General features: G+C 69.2%; 18 protein-coding genes and 2 pseudogenes. 12 read left to right on the forward strand and 8 right to left on the reverse strand.

Annotation, left to right across the window (positions count from 1 at the left end):
- Nucleotides 1–165: 165 nt before the first annotated feature.
- Together V6U90_RS28975 and V6U90_RS28980 are read right to left on the reverse strand one after the other, a co-directional pair.
- Nucleotides 166–1434, reverse strand: coding sequence for a MalY/PatB family protein (locus tag V6U90_RS28975; RefSeq protein ID WP_334443374.1), 1269 nt, complete (start codon nt 1432–1434; stop codon nt 166–168).
- A gap of 355 nt (nt 1435–1789) precedes the next feature.
- Nucleotides 1790–2344: an SRPBCC family protein gene (locus tag V6U90_RS28980; RefSeq protein ID WP_334443376.1), complete on the reverse strand. Its 555-nt coding sequence runs from the start codon at nt 2342–2344 to the stop codon at nt 1790–1792.
- 473 nt (nt 2345–2817) lie between these two features.
- Between V6U90_RS28980 and V6U90_RS28985 the strand changes: the two genes are divergently transcribed.
- From V6U90_RS28985 to V6U90_RS29000, 4 genes are all read left to right on the forward strand, one after another.
- Nucleotides 2818–3960, forward strand: a complete 1143-nt coding sequence (locus V6U90_RS28985) for an Acg family FMN-binding oxidoreductase (protein WP_334443378.1) — start codon at nt 2818–2820, stop codon at nt 3958–3960.
- Nucleotides 3957–4646: a hypothetical protein gene (locus tag V6U90_RS28990; RefSeq protein WP_334443381.1), complete on the forward strand. Its 690-nt coding sequence runs from the start codon at nt 3957–3959 to the stop codon at nt 4644–4646. The genes V6U90_RS28985 and V6U90_RS28990 overlap by 4 nt, the downstream gene beginning before the upstream one ends.
- Before the next feature lie 63 nt (nt 4647–4709).
- On the forward strand, nt 4710–4886 hold the full coding sequence (locus tag V6U90_RS28995; protein WP_334443384.1) for a hypothetical protein: 177 nt from the start codon (nt 4710–4712) through the stop codon (nt 4884–4886).
- Nucleotides 4887–4980: 94 nt separating this feature from the next.
- Nucleotides 4981–5574: a hypothetical protein gene (locus V6U90_RS29000; protein ID WP_334443387.1), complete on the forward strand. Its 594-nt coding sequence runs from the start codon at nt 4981–4983 to the stop codon at nt 5572–5574.
- A 565-nt stretch (nt 5575–6139) separates the two neighbouring features.
- Here V6U90_RS29000 and V6U90_RS29005 read toward each other — a convergent pair.
- Entirely contained in the window at nt 6140–6511 is a 372-nt protein-coding gene (locus tag V6U90_RS29005; protein WP_334443390.1) for a DUF4259 domain-containing protein, read from the reverse strand.
- A gap of 199 nt (nt 6512–6710) precedes the next feature.
- Here V6U90_RS29005 and V6U90_RS29010 point away from each other — a divergent pair, with 199 nt between their 5' ends.
- On the forward strand, nt 6711–6947 hold the full coding sequence (locus V6U90_RS29010) for a hypothetical protein (RefSeq protein WP_334443392.1): 237 nt from the start codon (nt 6711–6713) through the stop codon (nt 6945–6947).
- Nucleotides 6948–7191: 244 nt separating this feature from the next.
- Here the strand turns inward: V6U90_RS29010 and V6U90_RS29015 are convergent, their stop codons facing one another.
- A complete protein-coding gene (locus V6U90_RS29015) occupies nt 7192–8739 on the reverse strand; it encodes a pectate lyase family protein (protein WP_334443394.1) in 1548 nt (515 codons plus the stop codon).
- A 1087-nt stretch (nt 8740–9826) separates the two neighbouring features.
- Between V6U90_RS29015 and V6U90_RS29020 the strand changes: the two genes are divergently transcribed.
- Both V6U90_RS29020 and V6U90_RS29025 read left to right on the forward strand, forming a co-directional pair.
- Nucleotides 9827–11047, forward strand: coding sequence for a PP2C family protein-serine/threonine phosphatase (locus V6U90_RS29020; RefSeq protein WP_334443397.1), 1221 nt, complete (start codon nt 9827–9829; stop codon nt 11045–11047).
- A 453-nt stretch (nt 11048–11500) separates the two neighbouring features.
- Nucleotides 11501–11818 (forward strand): annotated as a pseudogene (locus V6U90_RS29025) (hypothetical protein); the annotation flags it as partial.
- A gap of 91 nt (nt 11819–11909) precedes the next feature.
- On the opposite strand, the gene V6U90_RS29030 reads toward V6U90_RS29025, so the two are convergent.
- Entirely contained in the window at nt 11910–12503 is a 594-nt protein-coding gene (locus tag V6U90_RS29030) for a LysE/ArgO family amino acid transporter (RefSeq protein ID WP_334443399.1), read from the reverse strand.
- Nucleotides 12504–12572: 69 nt separating this feature from the next.
- On the opposite strand from V6U90_RS29030, the gene V6U90_RS29035 reads away from it, so the two are divergent.
- A complete protein-coding gene (locus V6U90_RS29035) occupies nt 12573–13454 on the forward strand; it encodes a LysR family transcriptional regulator ArgP (protein WP_334443401.1) in 882 nt (293 codons plus the stop codon).
- 311 nt (nt 13455–13765) lie between these two features.
- On the forward strand, nt 13766–15124 hold the full coding sequence (locus V6U90_RS29040; RefSeq protein WP_334443403.1) for an N-acetylmuramoyl-L-alanine amidase: 1359 nt from the start codon (nt 13766–13768) through the stop codon (nt 15122–15124).
- A gap of 292 nt (nt 15125–15416) precedes the next feature.
- On the opposite strand, the pseudogene V6U90_RS29045 reads toward V6U90_RS29040, so the two are convergent.
- A pseudogene (locus tag V6U90_RS29045) lies at nt 15417–15569 on the reverse strand (transposase); the annotation flags it as partial.
- A gap of 563 nt (nt 15570–16132) precedes the next feature.
- Here V6U90_RS29045 and V6U90_RS29050 point away from each other — a divergent pair.
- The 3 genes from V6U90_RS29050 (at nt 16133) to V6U90_RS29060 (ending at nt 18463) form a co-directional block, all read left to right on the forward strand.
- The gene (locus tag V6U90_RS29050; protein WP_334443405.1) at nt 16133–16918 is read left to right on the forward strand and encodes a sensor histidine kinase; all 786 of its coding nucleotides are present in this window, start codon (nt 16133–16135) and stop codon (nt 16916–16918) included.
- A 79-nt stretch (nt 16919–16997) separates the two neighbouring features.
- A complete protein-coding gene (locus tag V6U90_RS29055) occupies nt 16998–17321 on the forward strand; it encodes a hypothetical protein (RefSeq protein ID WP_334443406.1) in 324 nt (107 codons plus the stop codon).
- Nucleotides 17318–18463, forward strand: a complete 1146-nt coding sequence (locus V6U90_RS29060; protein WP_334443407.1) for an ABC transporter ATP-binding protein — start codon at nt 17318–17320, stop codon at nt 18461–18463. Before V6U90_RS29055 ends, V6U90_RS29060 begins: the two co-directional genes overlap by 4 nt.
- A 110-nt stretch (nt 18464–18573) precedes the next feature.
- Here the strand turns inward: V6U90_RS29060 and V6U90_RS29065 are convergent, their stop codons facing one another.
- Nucleotides 18574–20448, reverse strand: coding sequence for a hypothetical protein (locus V6U90_RS29065; RefSeq protein ID WP_334443410.1), 1875 nt, complete (start codon nt 20446–20448; stop codon nt 18574–18576).
- 17 nt (nt 20449–20465) lie between these two features.
- The coding region (locus V6U90_RS29070; protein ID WP_334443413.1) for a hypothetical protein at nt 20466–21151 on the reverse strand (686 nt) is incomplete at its 5' end.

Consider the following 21151-nt stretch of genomic DNA (forward strand, 5'->3'; position numbering starts at 1 on the left):
ATCGCCACCCGGCACGCCGTACGCAACAACGCAACGCCGGCCACGGTCGGCACCGCCGGCACCCGGGCCTGACGCCGGACGGTGCACCCTGCTGTTCGAGGAGGCACCGACGGCCTACCAGCGAAGGACAACGACGGGCTCTGGCGCACAACGTGGTTAGACCTCCTACTCGCCGAGCCCAACTTCGGTTGTCTGCGTGCGTCGATCCGGCGCGCGACGAAGGGCTTCTTCGGTTACGGCGTGTCCCATGCGCGTCACGGCCTCGGTGAGGAGGGTCGGGTTGGTGGCGAAGTTGATCCGTACGTGCCCAGTGCCACCGGTTCCGAACACGTGTCCGGAATTCACGGCGACGCGGGCGTAGTCGAGGAAGAACCGAGCCGGACCGGCGAGGTCGGACACCACGCCAGGCCCGTCGAGGCGGACAGGGGTGTCAAATCCGAGGGCTCGGCAATCGAGCCAGGCGAGGTAGGTGCCTTGCGGGCGTAGGTACCCCACCTGCGGGAGACGCTGGGCGAGCAGTTGGCCGAGCAGGGTCCTGTTTTCGTCGAGTCCCTGCAGGAGGGCGTCGAGCCAGTCGCCGCCGTGACGGAACGCAGCGGTGTGGGCGATGACGCCGAGGTGGCTGGGGCCGTGACTGACCTCCTCTGGGATCCGGGCGAGGTCGGCGACGGCGTCGGACCCGGGAATGGCGAGGGCGGCTTTCAGGCCGGCGAGGTTCCACGCCTTGGAGGCAGAGGTCAGGGCGAACGCGTTGTCGGAGCCGGGCACGGTCAGGTACGGGGTGAAGGTCGCGCCAGGCAGGATGAGCGGGGCGTGGATCTCGTCGGCGATCACCCGCACACCGTGCTGTTGGGCATGTGCGGCAACGACCCGTAGCTCGGCGAGGGTGTGTACGGCACCGGTGGGGTTGTGCGGGTTGCAGAGCAGGTATGCGGCCCTGGGGCTGGATGCTCTCGCTTGACGGAAGGTGTCGCCGAGCGCCTCGAGGTCGATGCGGCCGTCGGTGGTCAGCGGCGATTCGACGATGCGCCGGTCGGCGTGGGTGACGAAGGCGTAGAACGGAGGGTAGACCGGGGCGTTGACGATGACGGGGTCGCCGGGCTCGGTGATGAGGCGGAGCACTTCGACGATGCCCATCATGACGTCGGGTACGACCGTGGTCCGTTCGGCCGGGAAGTCGCGCCAACCCCACCGGTCGGCGGCGAACCCGGCGAGGGCGTGTGCGTAGTCGTTCCCGCAGGGGTAGCCCGTGTCGCCGGAGTCCACCGCGCGATGCAGGGCGTGCGCGATCGGGGATGCGAGGGGCACGTCCATCTCGGCTACCCACAGCGGGAGGACGTCGGCGGGATGGGCGCGCCACTTCATGCTGCTTCGTCGCCGCAGCTCCTCCCGCGACAGCACTTCGAGCGGGTTCGGCACGTGGGTCTGGGCCACGGGATCTCCTTCGTTGGTGTGGGCCACGGGTTCCCCGGACGTTTTAGGGGCAGTCCGCCTTTCCTGCGTGCGGCAGCCGTCCACCCGCTGGATGCCTGGCCGAGAGTGTTCCAGTCGATGCGCGGCTGGACCAGAACGTCGCCGCAGGCGAGGTCGCCCAGCGGCTTTCGGCGCACGAAGATCAGGTCGATGGAGTCCGCGCCCCGCCTTCGGCTTGACCGCCTACTGCCCGGCCCCGGGCAGCAGGTTCAGGTCCGGTAACCGGTCGATGGTGGGGATGACCGGGTATCCGGGGGGCGGGCGGACGGACGGGCATGGTGCATCTCCTTGGCATCTGGTCCTCGATCGGATCGTTCTACAGATCCGTTGCCGGGGGAACCTCCGATGGACGAGACCGATGTTCGGCCCGGTCGCGGATGCCTCTGAGCATGCGGTGGCTCATGAAGAAGCTGACGACCGTGACAGGTTCCACGATCAATCGGGCCCACCATTTCGTGTACGCGTACCGTTCGCGGACGATGAGCCGGGTCGTGGTCGTCGACATGGGTGTCAGGTCGAAAGCCCAGGTGAAGGCATAGGGTGCGGTCGCGGCTCCGGGCAGTACACCGCCCTGGAGGACCAGCGTTCGAGGTGCTTCGGCGACGGCGACGGTCAGCGCGACCTCGGGCGCGAGCTTGACCGAATCGCCGACGTCGAGGTGCTGCCAGTCGGGGTTGACGGCGTTGGCGCTGTGGATGTTGCAGCCGACGAGGTTTTCGAGGGCGTCATAGCTGTAGAAGCCGCCCCGGTCCTGGCCGAGCTGCACGATCCAGGGCCATACGTCGTCGGCGCCGGCACGGATGGTGATCGCCCGGGTCGAGGTCAGATCCGGGTCGGAAACCAGTTCGTCGCCAGTCAGCTCTCGCTGCACGTCGGCGGCGGTGGCTCCCCACCGCAGCAGTCGCCTGCGCCCGGCCGCCGCCACCGCGACGACAGCCAGCGAAGCAACGACCATCAGGACCGGATGCGCTGTCGGCCGGATTCCCGGACGGGCGTGCCCGACCCGGGAGCCGACTGTTCGTGTTGCCCGGCCGACGGGACGCCCGTGCCGCCCGTCTCGCATCAGCTCCTTGCTCGATGTCATCGCTGCTCACCTCGGTCCTCATTCTCTCGTGACCGTCGAGATCCGAGCAGGGCCGAAGGGTCGCGGGGTGCCAGGCCGGTGGGCCCCCGCAGGTGAGGACGTTCGGCACTCACCGCTGCCTGCCTTCACCTCCAGTCTTGTAAGTAGTGGGATTCTGGTCTAGGGGGTCGAGTGGGATGACAGGACAGGAAGCTGCGGGGCGGTCGACTCTCGCGGACGGCGGTCGGGAGCCGCCCGGCGCATTAGTGTCACGGCGGGGCGTGTTGCACGCTGCCGGCGTCGGCGCCCTGATGGCGGCGACGGCGGGTGCCGGGCTGCTGTCGTACCGGGCATACGACAACCGGGTGCTCGGCGCCGACCGTAGCGGCGCGTTCGACGGGTGGCGGCGCTGGCGCGATGAGCCAGGCCTACGAGGCCTGGTTGCGGCGGCGAGCCTGGCCGCGAGCCCGCACAACACCCAGCCGTGGTCATTCCACCTCGGCGACAACCACATCGATGTGTACGCCGATGATGCACGCCGGATGGGCAGCGTCGACCCCTACGCCCGCGAACTGCGTCTCGGGCTGGGCTGCGCGCTGGAAAACCTGGTGCTGGCAGGGCAGGCACGCGGATTCGATCCGCAGGTGACACTCTGCCCGGATACCACCCGACCCGATCTGGCGGCCCGTGTCGACCTGCCGTCCGGAGCCCACAACGAGACCGCGAGGTACCGCGCGATCGGCCGTCGCCACACCAACCGCGGCCCGTACCGGCGCCAGCCGATCTCCGATGCGATCCTGGCTGAACTGACGAGCCTGGCCACCGGGCAGCCAACCCTGGCATGGATCACCAGCGAACACGACAGGCTGGCGATGGGACAGCTCATGGTCGAGGCCGCTCAGGCGGTCACCGCCGACACAGACCAGTCACGTGACGGCTTTGCCTGGTTCCGCGCCAGCGCGGACGCCATCAACGCCCACAAGGATGGCCTCACCCTGGACGGGCAGGGCCTCAGCTCGCTCGTCACGGCGGTGGCGAAGCTGCTGCCCTCGACCTCCCGCGCCGCCGGCGATGCGTTCTGGGTCGACCAGACCCGCACCGTTCACACCCGGACCGCCGCAGCCTATGGCCTGATTCTCGTGCCGGACCCCCGCGACCCGGTCCACCAGCTGGACGGCGGTCGGCTCCTGCAACGGATCCACCTCGAAGTGACCGTGCGTGGGCTGGCTCTGCAGCACATGAACCAGATCACCGAGCGCATCGATCGGGACCTGAGCCTCGGCCGCTCGCAAACGTTCGGGCCACGGCTGGCGGCCCTGGTCGGCCGGTCGGACCAGCAGGTGTTGACGGCCTTCCGCCTCGGCCACCCGGTGCGTGAGGGACGCCGGTCGCCCCGGCGGCCGGCGCCGGAGGTACTGCGATGACGAACCGTGACCGAGCCGCCGGAACGGTCGGTGTCGCGGCCGGTGTGCTCGGCATCGTCGCCGGCACGGCCGCCGCGCTGTGGGGGCACGATCTTGGCGCCTGGGCAGGCGACAAGCAGGACCCCGCCCCGTTGGGTGCCCTCACCGTCGTGCTGGCCGCGGTGGCCGTCTGCGTCAGTGCGGCTCAGCGTCAGGCGGCGCGGCGCCGCGGGCTCCCGCCCGGCCACCGCGCAGCGGTCGCTGCGGGCCAGCTGATACCCGCCCTGCTGGGCTTCACCACGGTCGGGCGGCTGTGGTGGATCGCCGGCGCGGCGCTGACTGCGACCGCCGCGCTCACCATCTCGGTCGCGCCGGCACCGCTCGGACGGGCGGTACGCCAGCATTGGCCGGCGGTACTGACCAGCGCCCTGGGCGCCTTCCTGGCCCTCGCGGGAGCGACAGCGGCAGTGCCGCTGATGACGATGGCGATTCTCAGCGGAGCTCTGATCGCCGTCGCGCCCTGGCAGGTCGTCAGGTCACGACGGCTCGCACTCCTGCTGCTCATGGCAGGATCAGTGCCACTGGCCACGCTGACCTGGCGGACCGTGATCATGCCGCTCACCGCCGCACTGGCCCTCGTAACCGGAACTATGGCACTGTCACACCAACACCCAACAGCTCACCGCCCCAATCCCACCGCGACGTAGCGCATCTGAGCCTGACCCGGTTTGGCGGACACCCGAGACAGGGGGTGTTGCGACGCGCACCCAGTGCAGCCGGCCTGGTCCGGTCGTGGTCGTCCGCCCGGCTCCCGCTACCCCGGTACGTCGGTCAGCCTGGCCGAGCACGTCGAGAAGATCAATGGCCGGAAGCAGTTCATCGTCGCCAGCGCGTTGGCCGCGCCGTTCCCCGTGCCCGCGTACTGGCGTGGGCAGGGACGGACTTGAGAGAGCCGGCTGCGGCTGCGCAGTCTTCACCGGTGTGGGCGGGATCGCCGCCCGGCCGGCCCCGGGTTCACATGATCTGGCACGATCGGAGTCCATGCACCCCTTTCAGCACTTCCTTCTCGCCGGGTTCAACCAGGTGGCCGCGGACAGCTGGGCTAACGACGAGCGGATCGTGATCCAGGCGGTCTTCTTCAACCTGGTTCCCGACCTGCCGACCTCGCTGACGGATCTGGCTGCGCTTCAGAGAGGGATGGCGAAGATGGCGGCCGCCCAGGGCGGTGCGCTGATCGAGGCCGGTGTCATGCCAGTCGGTGGCCAGCCGGCGCTTCGTCAGATCATCAAGGTCAAGTTGCCCAACCAGCCTCATGGTCAGGCATTCCTCGGTAGCTACATCGTGCCGAAGGCCGCGTGTAGCGCGGTGTTGCGTGTGCAGGCTGCCGAGAGTGGGGCGTTCGGCCAGCGGGAAGCGATGATTATGGGCCAGGTCGGTCCCACGAATTATTTCAGGCCCCACCCGTACGGCTCCGACGGTGAGGGCGGCCTGCCGTCGCACGTCGCCGACGATCCGGCGTACGACCCTCAGTTCCCGCAGCACCCACTGACACGGGTGCGTCAGGTGATGGCCCAGCTCGCCCAGCAGGTCGAGCTGCATCCCGGCTTCGCCGCGTTGCCACCGTTCACCCGCTGAAGCCGCTGCGCGGCGCAAGTAACAGCCATGCGCGTGACAGCACCGTGGGGTGGATGACTTAGCGCGACCGGCAATAGGGCGCGCCGCAGCCCCGCCAGTCCTATCGCCGGTCGCGCTGAGTTGGCGATCACGCCCGAGCCTGGTTTGCGTCCGAGGCAGGCCGGTGTGGGTGAGGAAGCTGTCGAGTAGGTCGGGTCGGCACTGAATGCGTTTGAGTCGGCGTAGGCGGGACGCCAGCCGGGGCTTGTATCAGGCCGGACCGGCGATCGACACCCCACCGCCTGCCGCCGCACCGCCTCACGTCGGATCGACAACAGCGCAGGGCTGGCGCCACCGGGCAGATCACGAAGGTGTCAGGGGCTGATGGACCCGCCGGGGCGCTGGACTCGGCTGTCCCGCCGGGAGAGCGGCCAACCGCGTGCGGCCGGTACGTGTGCTGACCAGCGCGTCTGAGCGGATTCGGGTGAGGAACGCCACCGGCATGGGCTGAACGTGGTCGAAGACGGCCGTCCGGAGCAACTGGACGGTCAGTGCTCTGTCCCACTTTCGGCCGCTGTTGTCGGCACTACACCTGGCGCTCCGCCAGTATGGCCAGCTGGTCGAAGGTCCGCGCGAGGACCGCGCGCCGCTGCTCCTTGTACTCCGGCCCGGGCTCCAGCCCGTCGATCGTCCGATCCCAGACGGCCAGGTACCTGCTCTTCCAGTCGGCGATCGTCTCCGGGTCGGGCAGGCTGGCCCCCACGTAATTCTGCTGTGCGATGAGGTGGAGCAGCTCCAGGCTGCACGGCACCGCAACGCCCCAGTACTCGTCGGGCTCGATGCCGACCGGGTCGCCGGACATTGCCTCGGCGACCTCGGAGATGAGCCGGTCGGTCAGGCCCGACAGGTGGTCGGCGGCCGTGTCGTCGTCGAAGTTGCCGCTGCCCCAGGTGCCCATTGGTCCTCGCTTTCCCGCGCCCGATCGTGCGCAGCATTGAACCAGGCGCCACCGACACCGCCGGGGCGGGTCCGCGCGCCGCCCGCCTCGCGGGCCCTGATGTGGACCCTGCGTGAGCCGGAGGTCGCCGTGGCGAACTGGGTCCGCCTGCTGCGTCCGGGCGGCACGGTCGCAGTGGTCGACAGCACCTGGTTCCCCGATGGCATGGACAACGCGTCGGAGAACATCGGCCGACTTCTACGACACCAAGGTCCAGGCCATGCTGCCCCTGGCCACCGCGAAGTCGATCGACCAGACCGTGGCTGTCCTGGAACGGGCGGGTCTGGCGCAGGTCACGGTCACCACCCTGACGTCGATCTACGAGCTGGACCGACGGTTCGGTGTGGCCCCGAACCACGAGCACCAGATGCAGTTTCTCATCACCGGCCAGCGGTAGGGCTGCGCCACCTGTCCACTCGGGCCGCACACCTGCTCACCGACGCGCGGGCCGGCGCCGTGGCCCCGCCGTCGCAGCGAGGTGGGTCGGGGCCGAGGGGCGAGGGCCGTCGCATCTGACGGCCCCCGCCCCTCGTTCCGTTTGGTCGGTTGTTGGTGGCGGTCACGGCGCCGAGGCCGGGTGGGTTGGCCGCTGCCAGGCGGGTCCGGGGATGCCGGTCCCGGACGGACGGTGCGACGTGCTGTTACCCGGCGTACGTCTCGAACTCGGCGACCTTCGGCGTACCGTTCGAGCTGTTGATCCTGAAGGTGATCTTGGACAACGAGGTCGAGGAGAAGGCGATGACGCCTGCCCCGCTACCGGAGGCCAGGACGGCGCCGGTGTCGTGGTTGATGAGCTGCCAGGAGCCGATGGCGCCTTCGGAGCCTGCCGACGCACGGATGTTGACCTTGGACACCCTGGTGGGGGAACCCCACTTGATCGAGATGTCACCGGTCGAGCCGCTCGGCGACCAGTAGGTGCTCATGTTGCCGTCCCGCACGTTGCCGTAGCTCGTCCCGTCGGCCTTGCTGGAGCCGTCGGAGCTGGCCCCGATGCTGAGGTTGGTCCCGCTGGGCTGGGTCGGGCTCGGCGTCGGGCTGGTCGGGCTCGGTGTGGGGTTCGTCGGGCTCGGCGACGGTGTCTGCGGCGAGCAGTTGCCGTCCGACTCCCGCAGACCCTTGTTGGCGCCGGCCGTCTGGCGGACGACGTCCGGCACGCAGTTGGCCCCGTCGAGGCGGTAGGAGTACGGGATGCTGACGGTGGTGTTGGACTGCGGGTTGGGGCCGGCGGGGTAGTTGTCGGTGCCGGGGCTGGACCAGGTCACGTTGTCGAAGATGTTGCCAGCGACCTGCCAGTAGCCGCGCTCGCTGGTGTAGAAGGTACCCAGGACGTCCTTCGAGTCCTTGAAGTAGTTGTTGTCCACCTTGGCGCGAGCCCCGGCCCGGGAGTTGATGCCGGACTCGCGGAGGCTCACGTAGTGGTTGTTGTAGATATGAGCCACGCCACCACGCAGCAGGGGCGTACGCGAGTCGATGTTCTCGTACAGGTTGTGGTGGTACGTGATGAAGCCGTTCGAGACGTCGCTCTCACTGGACCCGACAAGGCCACCGCGGCCGGAGTTGCGCAGGATGCTGTAGGACAGGGTCACGTACTGGGTGTTGTCCTTCACGTCGAAGAGGCCGTCGAACCCCTCCGACTCTCCACCCGAGGCCTCCAGGGTGACGTGATCGACCCAGACGTTGCGGACATTGCTCTCCATGCCGATGGCGTCACCACCGTTGGACGTGGGCGAGCCCGACTTCTTGACGTTCCGGACGGTCACGTTCTGGATGATGATGTTGCGGGAGTCGCGGATATGGATGCCCAGCTGGTCGAAGACGGCTCCGTTGCCGACCCCGATGATCGTGACGTTGCTGATCTGCTTGAGCTCGATGACGCCGTCGGCGGTGCTGCAGCTTCCGCCCGACACCTTGCTGGTGTTGCCGTGGTTGATGGTCCCCTCGACCTGGATGATGATCGGGGTACTGCTACTGGCCCGGGTGCACAGGGCCGTATGGATCGCGGTCCCCGTGGTGGCCCGCACCGTCTGCCCGCCCGCGCCGCCGGTGGTCCCACCGTTCTGGGTCGCGTAGCCGGTGGCGCTGCCTGACGCTGCCGACGCCTGGGGTAGCGGCAGAGCCACAACGATCACGGCTGCAGTGGCCGCCGTGGCCAGCGCCGCCTGGAGTCGCAGTGCGACGGGTCGTCTCATCTCGTCTCGCTCTCGTTTTTGAATGCTGGGTGTTGCTGGTACCTGCCGTGGTCATCTCGGTGGGCCGTCGCGGCTGTCGCCTGTCGCTGGGCAGGTCGCTGGTCGACCCGGATGTTGGGCGCTCTTCCCGATGTGGATCGGGTCGGCGGTGCCGCTGCGTGCGGCCCAGGCCTTCGAGTCGTCAGCGCCGACGATGAGACCACCGTGACCGTGCTTCCGCCCGCTCCGTCGGTCGTGCTGCCGCCCACGGCTGCGTTGAAACCGTCGGCGTAGCAGAAACCGCCGAGGTGCTCGCCGTCGCGGTGGAGTGATCCGAGGGCGTCTAGTCGGCCCTGGTGGCGACGACACCACCTGCGCGGCGGCCGTTGGAGCCAGCGGAGTGGACAGCCGCCGGTGCGACGTGGTCTACGAGAAGGCGTCGCCGTTGAGACCGCAATGGACGGCGCGATGCGTCTTCGTCATGGTGCACACCCTTCGTTGGATCGGTGGTGGTTCATGGGCAAATCGCTGCGCAGCTGCCGTGATGGGTTGCTTCCACCGGGACGGGCGGTGCGCAACCGGAAAGCGCTTTCCTATCAGGGAGGATAGGGAGGTGTCTCTTGATATGGCAAGAGTCTGTCCGGATTCAGGTACAATGGGCCATTCTGGTCGACGCGAGGGCCTGGAAAAGACCGCCGACGCGGCGCCCTCTCATCGTCCGCCCCGGCACGCTCTCGACACCCCGGCACCGGTCGCGTCACCGCCGGCCCCGCAGTCGAGTACCGCGACGACGTCGCGGCGTACATCGACGCAGCCCTGCACGAGCCGGCCCTGAACCGTGTGATCGTCGAGCTCACCTTCGGCGACACGCCTGTCGCGGACGCGGTCGCCCGGCTCGCGGCCCCGGCCTCCTGAGTGCCCTCGTCCCACGTAGCCAATCGGCTTGTCGGCGCCGCCTGAAAAGTTCTCAGCCGGACCACGATGGCCTGGATCGAGGCGGCGTTGACACATGCCCTGCATCTGGGGTGGTGGATGCTCGACGGCCTGTTCCCAGACGTGGCGTTCGTGGTGGAGCTGCCCTGGGTCAGGGGAGGGCTACGCTTCTGCCGTGACAGTGCAGGGCAGCGGGAGTGGTGAGCGGCTACGTCGTATCGAGGCGGTCGCCGACGCGACGCTGTCCCAGCTTGGCGTGCACGACTTTCTCGACGAACTCCTCGACCGCGTCCGAGAGGTGCTGCGGGCTGACACTGCGGCCATCCTGCTGCTCGACGTGCACGCGCAGCAGTTGGTGGCCACTGCGGCGAAAGGGCTGGAGGAAGAGGTTCGGAAGGGCTTTCGGATCTCCGTCGGCCGTGGGTTCGCCGGCCGGATCGCTCGGGAGAAGCACCCCGTCATACTGGACAACGTCACGGCCAACGACGTGGTCAGCCCAATCCTGCTTGGCAGGGGACTCCGTTCGCTATTGGGCGTGCCCATGTTCGCCGCTGGCGAGGTGGTTGGCGTATTACACGTCGGCCGCCTGGAGCCGAACCGGTTCACCGACGACGATGTGCAGCTGCTACAACTGGCCGCCAATCAGGCGGGCCTCGCCAGCCAGGCCGGAGCCAGCAGCATCGACCGCGCCGCCGCCCTCGCTCTGCAACGCAGTCTGCTGCCCACCCACCTACCCGACGTGCCCGGCGTGGACCTGGCCGCCCGTTACGTGCCCGGACACGACGCCGGTGTCGGCGGCGACTGGTACGACGTGTTCACGCTCCCCTCGGGTTGGCTGGGCGTCGTCATCGGCGACGTGTCCGGACACGGACTGCGCTCCGCGGTCGTGATGGGACGACTCCGTAGCGCGCTGCGTGCCTACGCCCTGGTGTGCGACGATCCGGCCACCGCGCTGACCTTGCTCGACCGTAAGATCCACCATTTTGAGGCCGGGAATCTGGCCACGGTCCTCTACGCCATGATCTCCCCGGACCGCGCCACCATCCAGATGTCCCTCGCCGGGCACCTGCAACCCATCCTGGCCCCACCAGGGCAGCAGGCTGGCACGCTGAACATTCCGGTTGATCATCCGTTAGGTATAGGTTCGCTGCAAAAGGCCCGCCGGCACACCGAAGTCGCGTTCCCGTCCGAGGCGGTACTGATCTGCTATACCGACGGGCTTGTCGAACGCCGCGGCGAGATCATCGACGTCGGCATCCGACGACTCTGCTCGGCCGTTGAACCAGGTCCTGCCGAAACGGTCTGTGCCCGCCTCATGACCACACTCGCCATCGAGCAGGCCACCGACGACATCGCCCTGCTCGCCATCCACTCCACCCGCAGGATTCACCCCTGATGCGTACACCGGGCGGGCGCCGGCATGAGTGTTTCCGTTCATCCAATCCGGCCTTGCCGCTGACGAGCCGGTCATGGTCGCCGTGCCAGGGGAGAACCTCGACCACCTCGTACCGCGCTCGGCACTGACGCGGGCAGGGCCCAGTTGCACGACATGCGCGTGGCCGGACGCAACCCCGGGCGCATCATTCCGGTGTCCTGCTCGCCTTCGCCGCTGCCCACACCGGCAAGCGGGTACGCATCATGCAGGCGGGCGGCGCGACCTGGCAGAGCCCTCCTACGCCGACCCCGTCATCATCGCTTCCGATGTCCTACCTGCCGCGCCGATACCGACGGCTGGGCCCCGGCCGGCCAGGCTGCCGGCTGGAGGTGGTGCTTCGGCTGCTCATCGTGGTGATCGTGCCCAGGAAGTGCTTCGGCGGGCAACGACACATGGGGTGGGTACGGTCCCGCCATGACCAACGCCACCTGCGGGAACGTGACCCCCGACCCCATCGTCGACCGGCCGGCCGAGCAACTGACCATCCAGCCCCGGATCCTGTACTTCGGCACCCCGGTGGTGTTGTTGAGCACCGAGAACGAGGACGGGTCCGCCAACCTTGCCCCCATTTCCTCGGCCTGGGCGCTCGGGTGGGTGGTCGTACTCGGGCTCGGAGCAGAGGGACAGACGGCGCGGAACCTCCGCGATCGACCCGATTTGGTGATCAACCTACCGGCGCCGCACCAGTGGACCGCAGTCGAACGCCTGGCCCCGTTGACCGGACGCGACCCTTGTCGGCGTGGTCGAGGTCGGGGCTCTGCTGGCCGTAGTGGTGCAGGTTCAGCGGGCATTCGCTCGCTCTCGCAGACCCGTAGGACAGGCTCTATCCGACGGCCAGCGACACTCCGAGGGCTGCCATCACCGCGGCGATCGCCCCGTCCACGACCCGCCATGCCGCCGGCCGGGCGAGCACCGGTGCCAGCCGGCGAGCGCCGAGCCCCAGGCCGGCGAACCACACCAGGCTCGCCGTCGCCGCGCCCGCCCCGAACACCCATCGGTTCGGGTCCTGGTGGGCAACCGCCCCGAGCAACACCACGGTGTCGAGGTACACATGCGGGTTGAGGAACGTGAACGCTAGGCAGGCGAGCAGCGTGGCGCGCAGCGTGGCCGGCGGATGGTCGAGCGGGGTGAGGGCACCGGGTCGCACGGCCCGGCGGGCTGCCAGCACCGCGTAGCCGAGCAGGAACGCGCAGCCGCCCCAGCGGGTGACGGTCAGCGCGGCGGGCGTGTCCGCCAGCGCCGCGCCCAGGCCGGCGATGCCGGCCGCCATCAGCGCCGCGTCGGCCACCACGCAGATCGCCACGACCGGAAGGACGTGCTCACGGCGCAGACCCTGGCGCAGCACGAAGGCGTTCTGCGCCCCGATGGCGACGATGAGCGCGAAGGAGAAGCCGAACCCGGCGAGAGCGGAACCCATGCCGTCGAGGCTAGGGCGGCCGGCTTCTGCGCTCCAACTAAAGATCTTTCAGTACCATTAGAATGACTTATGGCCCTCGACCCGGTGCAGCTCGCGACGTTCCAGGCGGTCGTCGAGCACGGCAGCTTCGACGCCGCGGCGCGGGCGTTGCACGTCACGCCGTCTGCGGTGAGCCAGCGCATCAAGGCACTGGAGCAGGTCGTCGGGCAGGTGCTCGTGCGCCGGGCGCGGCCGTGCGAGCCGACCGCCGCCGGGCGGTCGCTGGTGCGGCTCGGTGGACAGGTGGCGCTGCTCGAACGCGAGGCCCTCGACGCCGCCCGCGGCGGCCTGAGCGGTCACGCCCGCACCCGCGTGGCCGTCGTCGTCAACGCGGACTCGCTCGCTGGCTGGTTTCTGCCGGCCCTCACCGCCCTGCCCGATGTGGTCTTCGAGCTGCACACCGACGACGAGGGGCACACCGCCGAGCTGCTGCGCGCCGGCACCGTGATGGCGGCGGTAACCGCCGAGCGGGTCGCCGTGCAGGGGTGCCGGGTGGAGCGGCTCGGGGCGATGCGCTACCTCGCGGTCGCCGCACCCACCGGCCATGCGGCGTGGTTCACCGGGCGCGACCCAGCGGCGGCGTTCGCGACCGCGCCGATGATCCGCTTCAACCGGAAGGACACGCTGCAACACCGGTTCGTCCGCACGGTGACCCGGCGCGACATCGACCCGCCGACGCACTTCGTGCCGGCGTCGGCGAGCTTCACCGAGGCGATCCGGCTCGGTTTCGGCTGGGGCCTCGTGCCCGAGGGCGTCGCCCGCGCGGACATCGCCGCCGGGCGCCTCGTGGACCTGACCCCGGGCCGCCACCTCGACGTGCCGCTGTACTGGCAGTACTGGCGTCTGGAGTCGGCGGTGCTGGCAGCGCTGACGGCGGCCGTCCGGGCGACCGCCGCCGTCGCACTGCGCTGAGCGGCGTTTTGTTGATCAGTGGCTCGTTGATGGGTCATGGCGATGTGGCGATGGGTCTCTGAGGAGATGTGGGCGCGGTTGGCGAATCAGGGGTCGGCGTCGGTCGGGGTGCCCGTGCGTGATGGTGGCGGGCGGAGGATGAAAGTCCTCTTCGGAAGCGGTGGAATGACCGGAGGATCTATACATCGAAGTATGTGAACGTATATCGTTCGCGACCAGAGAGCCCCGACCGTCGTGGGCTGGCTCCCTGGAGGGGGTAACGGGTGAACCTTCGACCTGGTGCGCGACGACCAGTCCGCCTCTGTGCAGCTGTGACGCTGCTTGTTCTCGGCCTCTCCGGACCGGTGCTGGCGACCGGTCCGGCGCACGCCGCCGGCCCCGACATCGGTCGTCCGGCCGACGCCCCGCTGCGGGCCGCCTTCGACGCCGCCGCCCAGCGCTACGACGTGCCCCGCGACCTGCTGGTCGCCCTCGGCTACGCCGAGACCCGGCTCGACGGCCACGGCGGCCAGCCGAGCGCCTCCAACGGCTACGGGATCATGCACCTCACCAGCAACCCCCAGGTGCGCACCCTCGACGAGGCCGCCACCCTCACCCGCCTGGACCGGCAGACCCTGCGCACCGACCCGGCCGCCAACGTCACCGGCGCCGCCGCCGTCCTGCGTTCCTACGCCGACCGGGCTGGCCTGACCGCCGCCCAACGCGCCGACATCGACCACTGGTACGGTCCGATCGTCCGCTACGGCGGCGCGAACGGCCCCGCCCTCGACCGGCTCTACGCCGACACCGTCTACGACCTGCTCGCCTCCGGCTTGACCGCGCCCGGCACCGGACTCGCCGTCCAGGCCCGCCCGGTCACCCCGGAGCGGGGCGAACTGGCCGGGGTCGCCGCGCCCGGCACCGGCGATGTCGGCACCATGAGCACCGACTACGGCCCGGCCGCCTGGGTGCCCGCCAGCACCAGCAACTACACCGTCTCCAGCCGGCCCAGCAGCTACCGGATCAACTACATCGTGATCCACGTGACCCAGGGCTCCTACTCCAGCGCGATCAACTGGTTCCAGAACCCGGCCGCCCAGGTCAGCGCCCACTACACCTTCCGCTCCTCCGACGGTGCGGTCACCCAGTCGGTACGCGAGAAGGACATCGCCTGGCACGCCGGCAACTGGACCTACAACACCCAGTCGATCGGCATCGAACACGAGGGCTACGTCGACAACCCGGCCTGGTTCACCGACACCATGTACCGCGCGTCCGCCGCGCTGACCCGCACCCTCGCCGACAGGTACGGCATCCCGAAGGACCGCACCCGCATCATCGGCCACAACCAGGTGCCCGGCGCCACCCACACCGACCCCGGGCCAAACTGGAACTGGAACTACTACATGCAGCTCGTCACCGGCAGCGGCTCCACCACCGGCACCGGCACGGTCAACACCGAGGGATCCAGCCTCAACGTCCGCTCCGGACCGGGCACCGGCTACAGCATCGTCGGGTCGGTCGCCGACGGTGCCGTGGTGACCATCTACTGCCAGACCACCGGGACCACCGTCACCGGCACCTACGGCACCTCCAACATCTGGGACCGGATCGGCACCGGCCGCTACATCTCGGACGCGTACGTGCTGACCGGCCACGACGGCTTCATACCCGGCGGCCCCCGCTGCTGACCGGCCCGGGGGTCGCCGCCGACGGCGGCGACCCCCGGCGCTGCGGATCGTCCGCCTGCCGTTGGACGTCAGCGCCGCGAACGCGGTGAGCCGGTTGAACAGCCCGTGCGCCGCGCCGGCTGGCGGGCACCAGCTCGAAACAGCCGAGCGGGGGAACGCTTCCTCCTCGCCGGGCAGCACGTCGTCCACGGTGTACCGGAGCACGAGGGCCGAACCGACGGCGAGCTGCCGCTGCCCCGCTCGATCGTGGCGACCACTCGGGTCCGTCGCCGCAAGAAGCCCGACCAGGAGATCAGCAGCAGCAGCGGCGTCCACGTCGGAAGTCGTGGGGCAGGTGGCGCCAGGTGGCGCCGGTGCGGTTGACGTCGAGGATGGCGTTGGCGATCTCGCGTAGGTCATGGGTGGCGGTGCGTCCGCCGATCCCGGCGTCGGTGCGGACCTGTTTTCGACAAACAACGGGTCGGCGGATCGACCCCGCTGGGGTCTGCGTAACCGGGCAGGTCCTGCGCGACGGCACCGGCATCCGGTCTCGTGGGCGGTGAGGACCGTCGCGTGGGCCCGAGGGTCTGCTGGGGCCCATGGCGGCGACCTGGGTTCGGCGACCCACCGCACACCGGATCGACCATTCTCAAAAGCGGGTCTTCTGACATTCCCGTTGGCGGGGTTTCATGTCTCATGACGAGGCCGGCGCCGGTACCCCCCCCCCCCCCCCCCCCCCCCTCGCCTGTGGAGCGTGTTCGTAGCCGCGCGAGGGCCGGACGGCTCACCGGGCGAGGCGGTTCCGTGATCGCCCGGCGTGAGGAATTGGTTGCACGATCTCCGCAGCCGCCGATGAGTCCTACCAGCCGGCGGGTGACCGACCACTGCGGGGCGCATCACCGGCGATCAGAATGCACCAGCCCTGCGCTGACGCCGTGGCCCCTGCCGATCTTCGGCGAGCAAACCGCACAGAGGTGCGCGCGGCGAAAGGTCCTGAGGGGAACACCCATGTGTGCTGCTTGGTGGATAGTGGCGGTCCTAGCTGGCGGCGGAATCATCGGCGGCTCGATCATGGTGTGGGTCAACCGCGCCGCAGCAGCCACCCGAGGCGCCGAACTGCGGCAGCTGGAGCGGATGCTCCAGCGGCGCGCGGATCAGGTGGACGCGCTCAGCCATGAGCTGCGTACGCCCCTGAGCATGATCAAAGGGGCGGTCGATCTGTTGCGGGAGGGGACGCCGGGGCCGCTGACCCCCGCGCAGACGCGGTTCCTGCACGTTGTGGATCAGCAGTGCACCCAGGTCATCGGGCTCTGTGAGAGCCTGCTCATCCAGGCCAAAATCGAGGCGGGGCTGTTCACCCCGCACCCGGAAAAGGTGGACGTGTCCGTGGTGGCGCGCGAAGTCGTCACCGCGATGCGACCGTTGTGTGCGCAGCGCCACCAGCGGATCAGTCTGGACGTGCCACAGGTGCTGCCGCGTATCCGAGCGGACCCGATGCTGTTGACCCAGGCGTTGACCAACCTACTGTCAAACGCGAGCCGGTTCACCACGACCGGCGGCAACATCGACGTGCGTGTGATGCTCGTCGACAACGGTGTCGCGCTGTACGTCACCGACGACGGTGCGGGCATGACGCAGGCCGAGCGGCACCGCCTTTTTCACCGCTTCGCCACGGGGCGTCCCCTGGCGGACGGGACCGGCCTCGGTCTCGTCATCACCAAAACCATTGTCGAGTTGCACGGAGGCGAGATCATGGTGCACACCGCATCGACCCGGGGGACCACCTTCCTTCTGACCCTGCCACACGGGTCATGACCGGTCCGGTCGAGCCGACGGCAGGCGGCCCCACGGCGCTGGTGGTCGACGACGAGCCACAGATGAGGGCATCGGCTTCGTGCTCGCCTACCGGCCGGACCGGTACATCGGCGATTGGATCACCCTGCCGCTGATCCGGCCGGCACTGCTCACCGGTCTGAGCTACGGCTTCGCCCGCAGCATGACCTCGGTCTCCACGATCGTGCTCCTGGTCACCCCCGAGACGAAGATCATCACATCGCAGGTGCTCAGCGCCGCCAGCACCGGCCGGTACGGAGCCGCGTTCGCGTACTGCACGGTGCTGACCGTGCTCGTGCCGCTCGCCTTCGCGCTCATCCGGTTCATCGTCGGCGCCGGGGCCGCCCTGCATCGCACCGCCACGTCCGAAAGGCAGAAACGATGACCGTCACCGCGTCGGCCGGGGCAGCTGCCCTGGATCCACGGATCACCCAGCGGGAGCCTGGCGCAGGGTGCCTGGAGCTGAACGCTCTCACGAAGCGGTTCACCGGCCGCTCCGGCACCGTGACTGCCGTCGACAGCGTCACGCTCAGCGTCAAGCCGGGCGAGTTCATCACCCTGCTGGGTCCGTCCGGGTGCGGCAAGACCACGACGCTCCGGATGGTGGCGGGTTTCGAGGACGCCTCCGACGACCACATCCGCCTCGACGGCAGGGTCATCGACGAGATGCCGCCACAACGTCGGCCGATGGCGATGGTCTTCCAGAGCTACGCGCTGTTCCCGCACATGACTGTCGCCGAGAACATCGCCTATGGGCTGCGTCTGCAACGGCGCAGCCGGAACGAGATCACCGACAGCATGCGGATGGCGGTCACCAGCATGAACCTCGTCGGGCTGGAGAACCGTAGCCCGCACGAGCTGTCCGGCGGCCAGCAGCAGCGGGTGGCGCTGGCCCGCGCTCTGGTGGTGCAGCCCAAGGTGCTGCTGTTCGACGAGCCGCTGTCGAACCTGGACGCCAAGCTGCGCAACGCGATGCGGGCGGAGATCCGTCGTATCCAGAAGATGTTCGGCATCACCAGTCTGTACGTCACGCACGACCAGGACGAAGCGATGAGCATGTCGGACCGGGTCGTGGTGATGAACAAGGGCAAGGTCGAGCAGGTGGCCACTCCGGGCGAGATCTACGCACGTTCGGCCAGTGTCTTCGTGGCGGACTTCATCGGCCGGGCCAACTTCGTCGAGGCGGTGCCGGAGCGGATCGTGGACAACCGGGCCACGGTGAGCGTCCTCGGCCGGCAGATGACGGTTCCGGTACATCCGGAGGTGGTGGTCGGGTCCGCCGACGCGTACCTGATGATGCGTCCGGAGACGATCTCGCTGCGACCGGTCACCGACGGTGGCAGTGGTATCGGGGCGGTGCTGCGTTCGACGTTCCACGGCACGACCATCGACTACGAGGTGGAGACCACGAGCGGCACCGTGACGGTGACCGAATCGGGCAAGGACCCCGGTGAGGCGGTGGCCGAGGGTACCAATGTGGACATGACCTTCGACGCCGATCGAGCGTATCTGCTCAACCGGGAGTGATCCGGCAGGGGGTGGCCGGCTGCCGCACACCGGTGACCGGCCGCCCCACCGAACGTCCCGCCGGCAGGTAGCGGGTCGCCGCCTACCGGCGGGACGCCGGCCAGGCGGGGTCAGTCGGTGACAACGCGGAGTGGCCCCTGTAGCACGGCCAGCCCACGGTGGATCGCCACCTGATCCACCGCCGGTGTGCGGTAGCCGGCCTGTCGGATCTGGGTCAGCAGGCGCGCGTCCGGGCTCATCCCGTGCACCTGGAGGTAGTACCCGACGGCGTTGGCGAGCACGTCGGTCAGCAACACGTTCAGCAGCACCTCACCGGTGGTCTCGACGGTCCTGCCGTCCACGGTGATCCGGTTGACGACCGTCGTCCGGACGATCGCCATCCGGGTGTCCTGGTACACCCCCCGGTAGCTGCCCGTCGTGTACATCGACGCGCTGCTCTCCCCCGTACCGTGGGACCGGGTGACGGCACCGTTGCCGGCGATGAGACCGGAGCCGTCCGGGCCGAGCGAGGCCAGACCGCCCGTACCCTGCACCCCCTGCCGGCCGCGTTGGGCCAGCGTCTCGCCGCCCTGCTCGTGGCCGACCTGGCTTTCCTGTACCTGCTGGCTGTACGGGAACCAGACCTTGACGATCTGCGGGCGGCCGACCGGCTGCGTGGCCAGACCGACGGTCCGGTCCCCGATCGGGATGGTCGCCGCACCGGAGAGGGCCCGCATCGCCGCGCTCTTGTAGACGGTGGGCGTCAGTCCCTGCCAGACTGCGGCCTTCGGCAGGTCCGGCAACTCCCTGATAAGGGCCTGTTGCATGGCCCCGACGCCCTGGACGCTGAGCACCGTGTAGACCGCCGCCCCCATGGTGGTGAGCACCGAGGGTGACTCCGGGTCGATCACCAGCTCCGGCAACGGTGTGTCCTCGGCGGGGGCGTGCAGGACGTCCGGCTGGAGCAGCACCGCCGACCCGTGCACCGCACCGCTGCCAACCGGGACCGGGCCACGCTCGGCGAGATAGTGCCAGCGGATCGGCACCTCGTACCGCGAGCTCGGCATCTTCTGTCCGTCGGTGTCGGAGGTCACCGAGGTCGACTGGGTACGGCCCAGCTTGTCGGTCGACGACGTGCTGCGCTCACCCCCGAACTGGAGCTGTCCGATGCTGCCGTCGGCGGTCGCCCCGCCAACCCCGGCATAGCCGGAGCCATCGGTGACCCGGCTGCGCGCGCCCTTGACCGCCATGGTGTCGATGCTCGTGTGCCCGTACTGCACCTGATATTTGGTGATGCCCTGATGGGTGCTGGCGCGACCGTCGGCCTCGGCCCAGAGGCCGATGGTGAGCACCCGGCCCGGGTCGGCCGGCGCGATCGGGTCCGGGAAGGTCCAGGCGACGCCGGGCTGCTCCGCGTCGGCGGTCAACACGTCGTCGGCCCTGGCCCGGAGAGACTGCTCGGACGACTGGCTCAGTAGCGTGCGCCAGTTCGCGTACGCCTGACCCGGCTGGTTGAGGTCCGCTCCGGTTACCGCCAACTCCTGCAGCAGATCCCACGGCGTCCGGCCGGGGGCCGCCGGAGCACCACTCGGCCTGACCGATTCCGGTGGCAGGTATCCACCGGCCGCCATGACGGTGGCGATCTCGTTGTAGAGGTCCGACACACCGTCGAGGCGTTCGACGAAGTCCATCGTCAACCCGAAGCGGGGGCCCGGCGTCCACCACTTCCGTTCCGGGTCGGGGGTGGCGTCCCGGGCGAGCTGCGCGTCCTCGGCGCGGTCCGCCGCCCGGTGAACCTCCGTACGCGCCTCCGCCCAGCCGGGCGGCATCGCAGGCAACGCACGCAGGTCCGCCGCGTGCAGCATGAAATGGGCGAAGCCGGAGATCTCCTTCGAGCCGCTGACGGGCGGCTCGTCACCGCGTCGATGATTGACATCCAACCGGACGGTGAAGTCGGCCAACACGTTCTGCACCCCACCGCCGGTCCGTTTCGACCGGTACAGCATCCCCCGGTGATGACGGGTCACCTGGGTGCCAATACGTCGGTGTGCTGGCCGCGCCCACCGAGCCGGAACACCTGATCGAACAGCCGGGCCGCGCCGGTCACCGTACCCCGGCCCGATTTTGTCGCGTCCTGACTCAGCAGTGTCTTCGACACGATGGCCAGCACCTGGTCGTACCGCGTCTCGCCGCTGCGACTCACCTCGCTGATCTTCGTGAGTTTGCTGATGGGTCTTGCCTGGTCACCGGCCGTGAGACTGAAGCTCAGGTGTCGTCCGTCCCGTTGCAGTACGTGGCGGAACTCCTGCTGGTAGGTCCCCTGCTCACGGGGGCGCAGGATGTCCCCGAGGCTGAGGGCGAGCTGGTCGTTGGTCAGGTACGCCTCGAGGACGGGCTTCCAGAAGGCGTAGTCCTCCGGGCTGAGGATCTGACGCATCTCCGTCAGCACCGAGTCGGCCAACTGCATCCGGGACACCCCATGATCGAGATCCCAGACCGGGAACTGCTCGGCGGTGCTGACCTCGACTTCCCGGAGATAGTTGGGGTCCATCGTCTCGAGATAGCCGGGGTTGCTGCGCTGTGCCTGCTCGTTCGGCGCGGGGAAGGGCAACTGGAACTGGGCCACCGCGGCGTAGAGTTGCGTCCGGCAGAGTGGTGTACGGCAGACCTGCAGCTCAGAGCCGGTTTGGCGTAGACGTGAGGCGGCCA

It is taken from the genome of Micromonospora sp. CPCC 206060, assembly GCF_036906895.1.
Lineage (GTDB): Bacteria > Actinomycetota > Actinomycetes > Mycobacteriales > Micromonosporaceae > Micromonospora.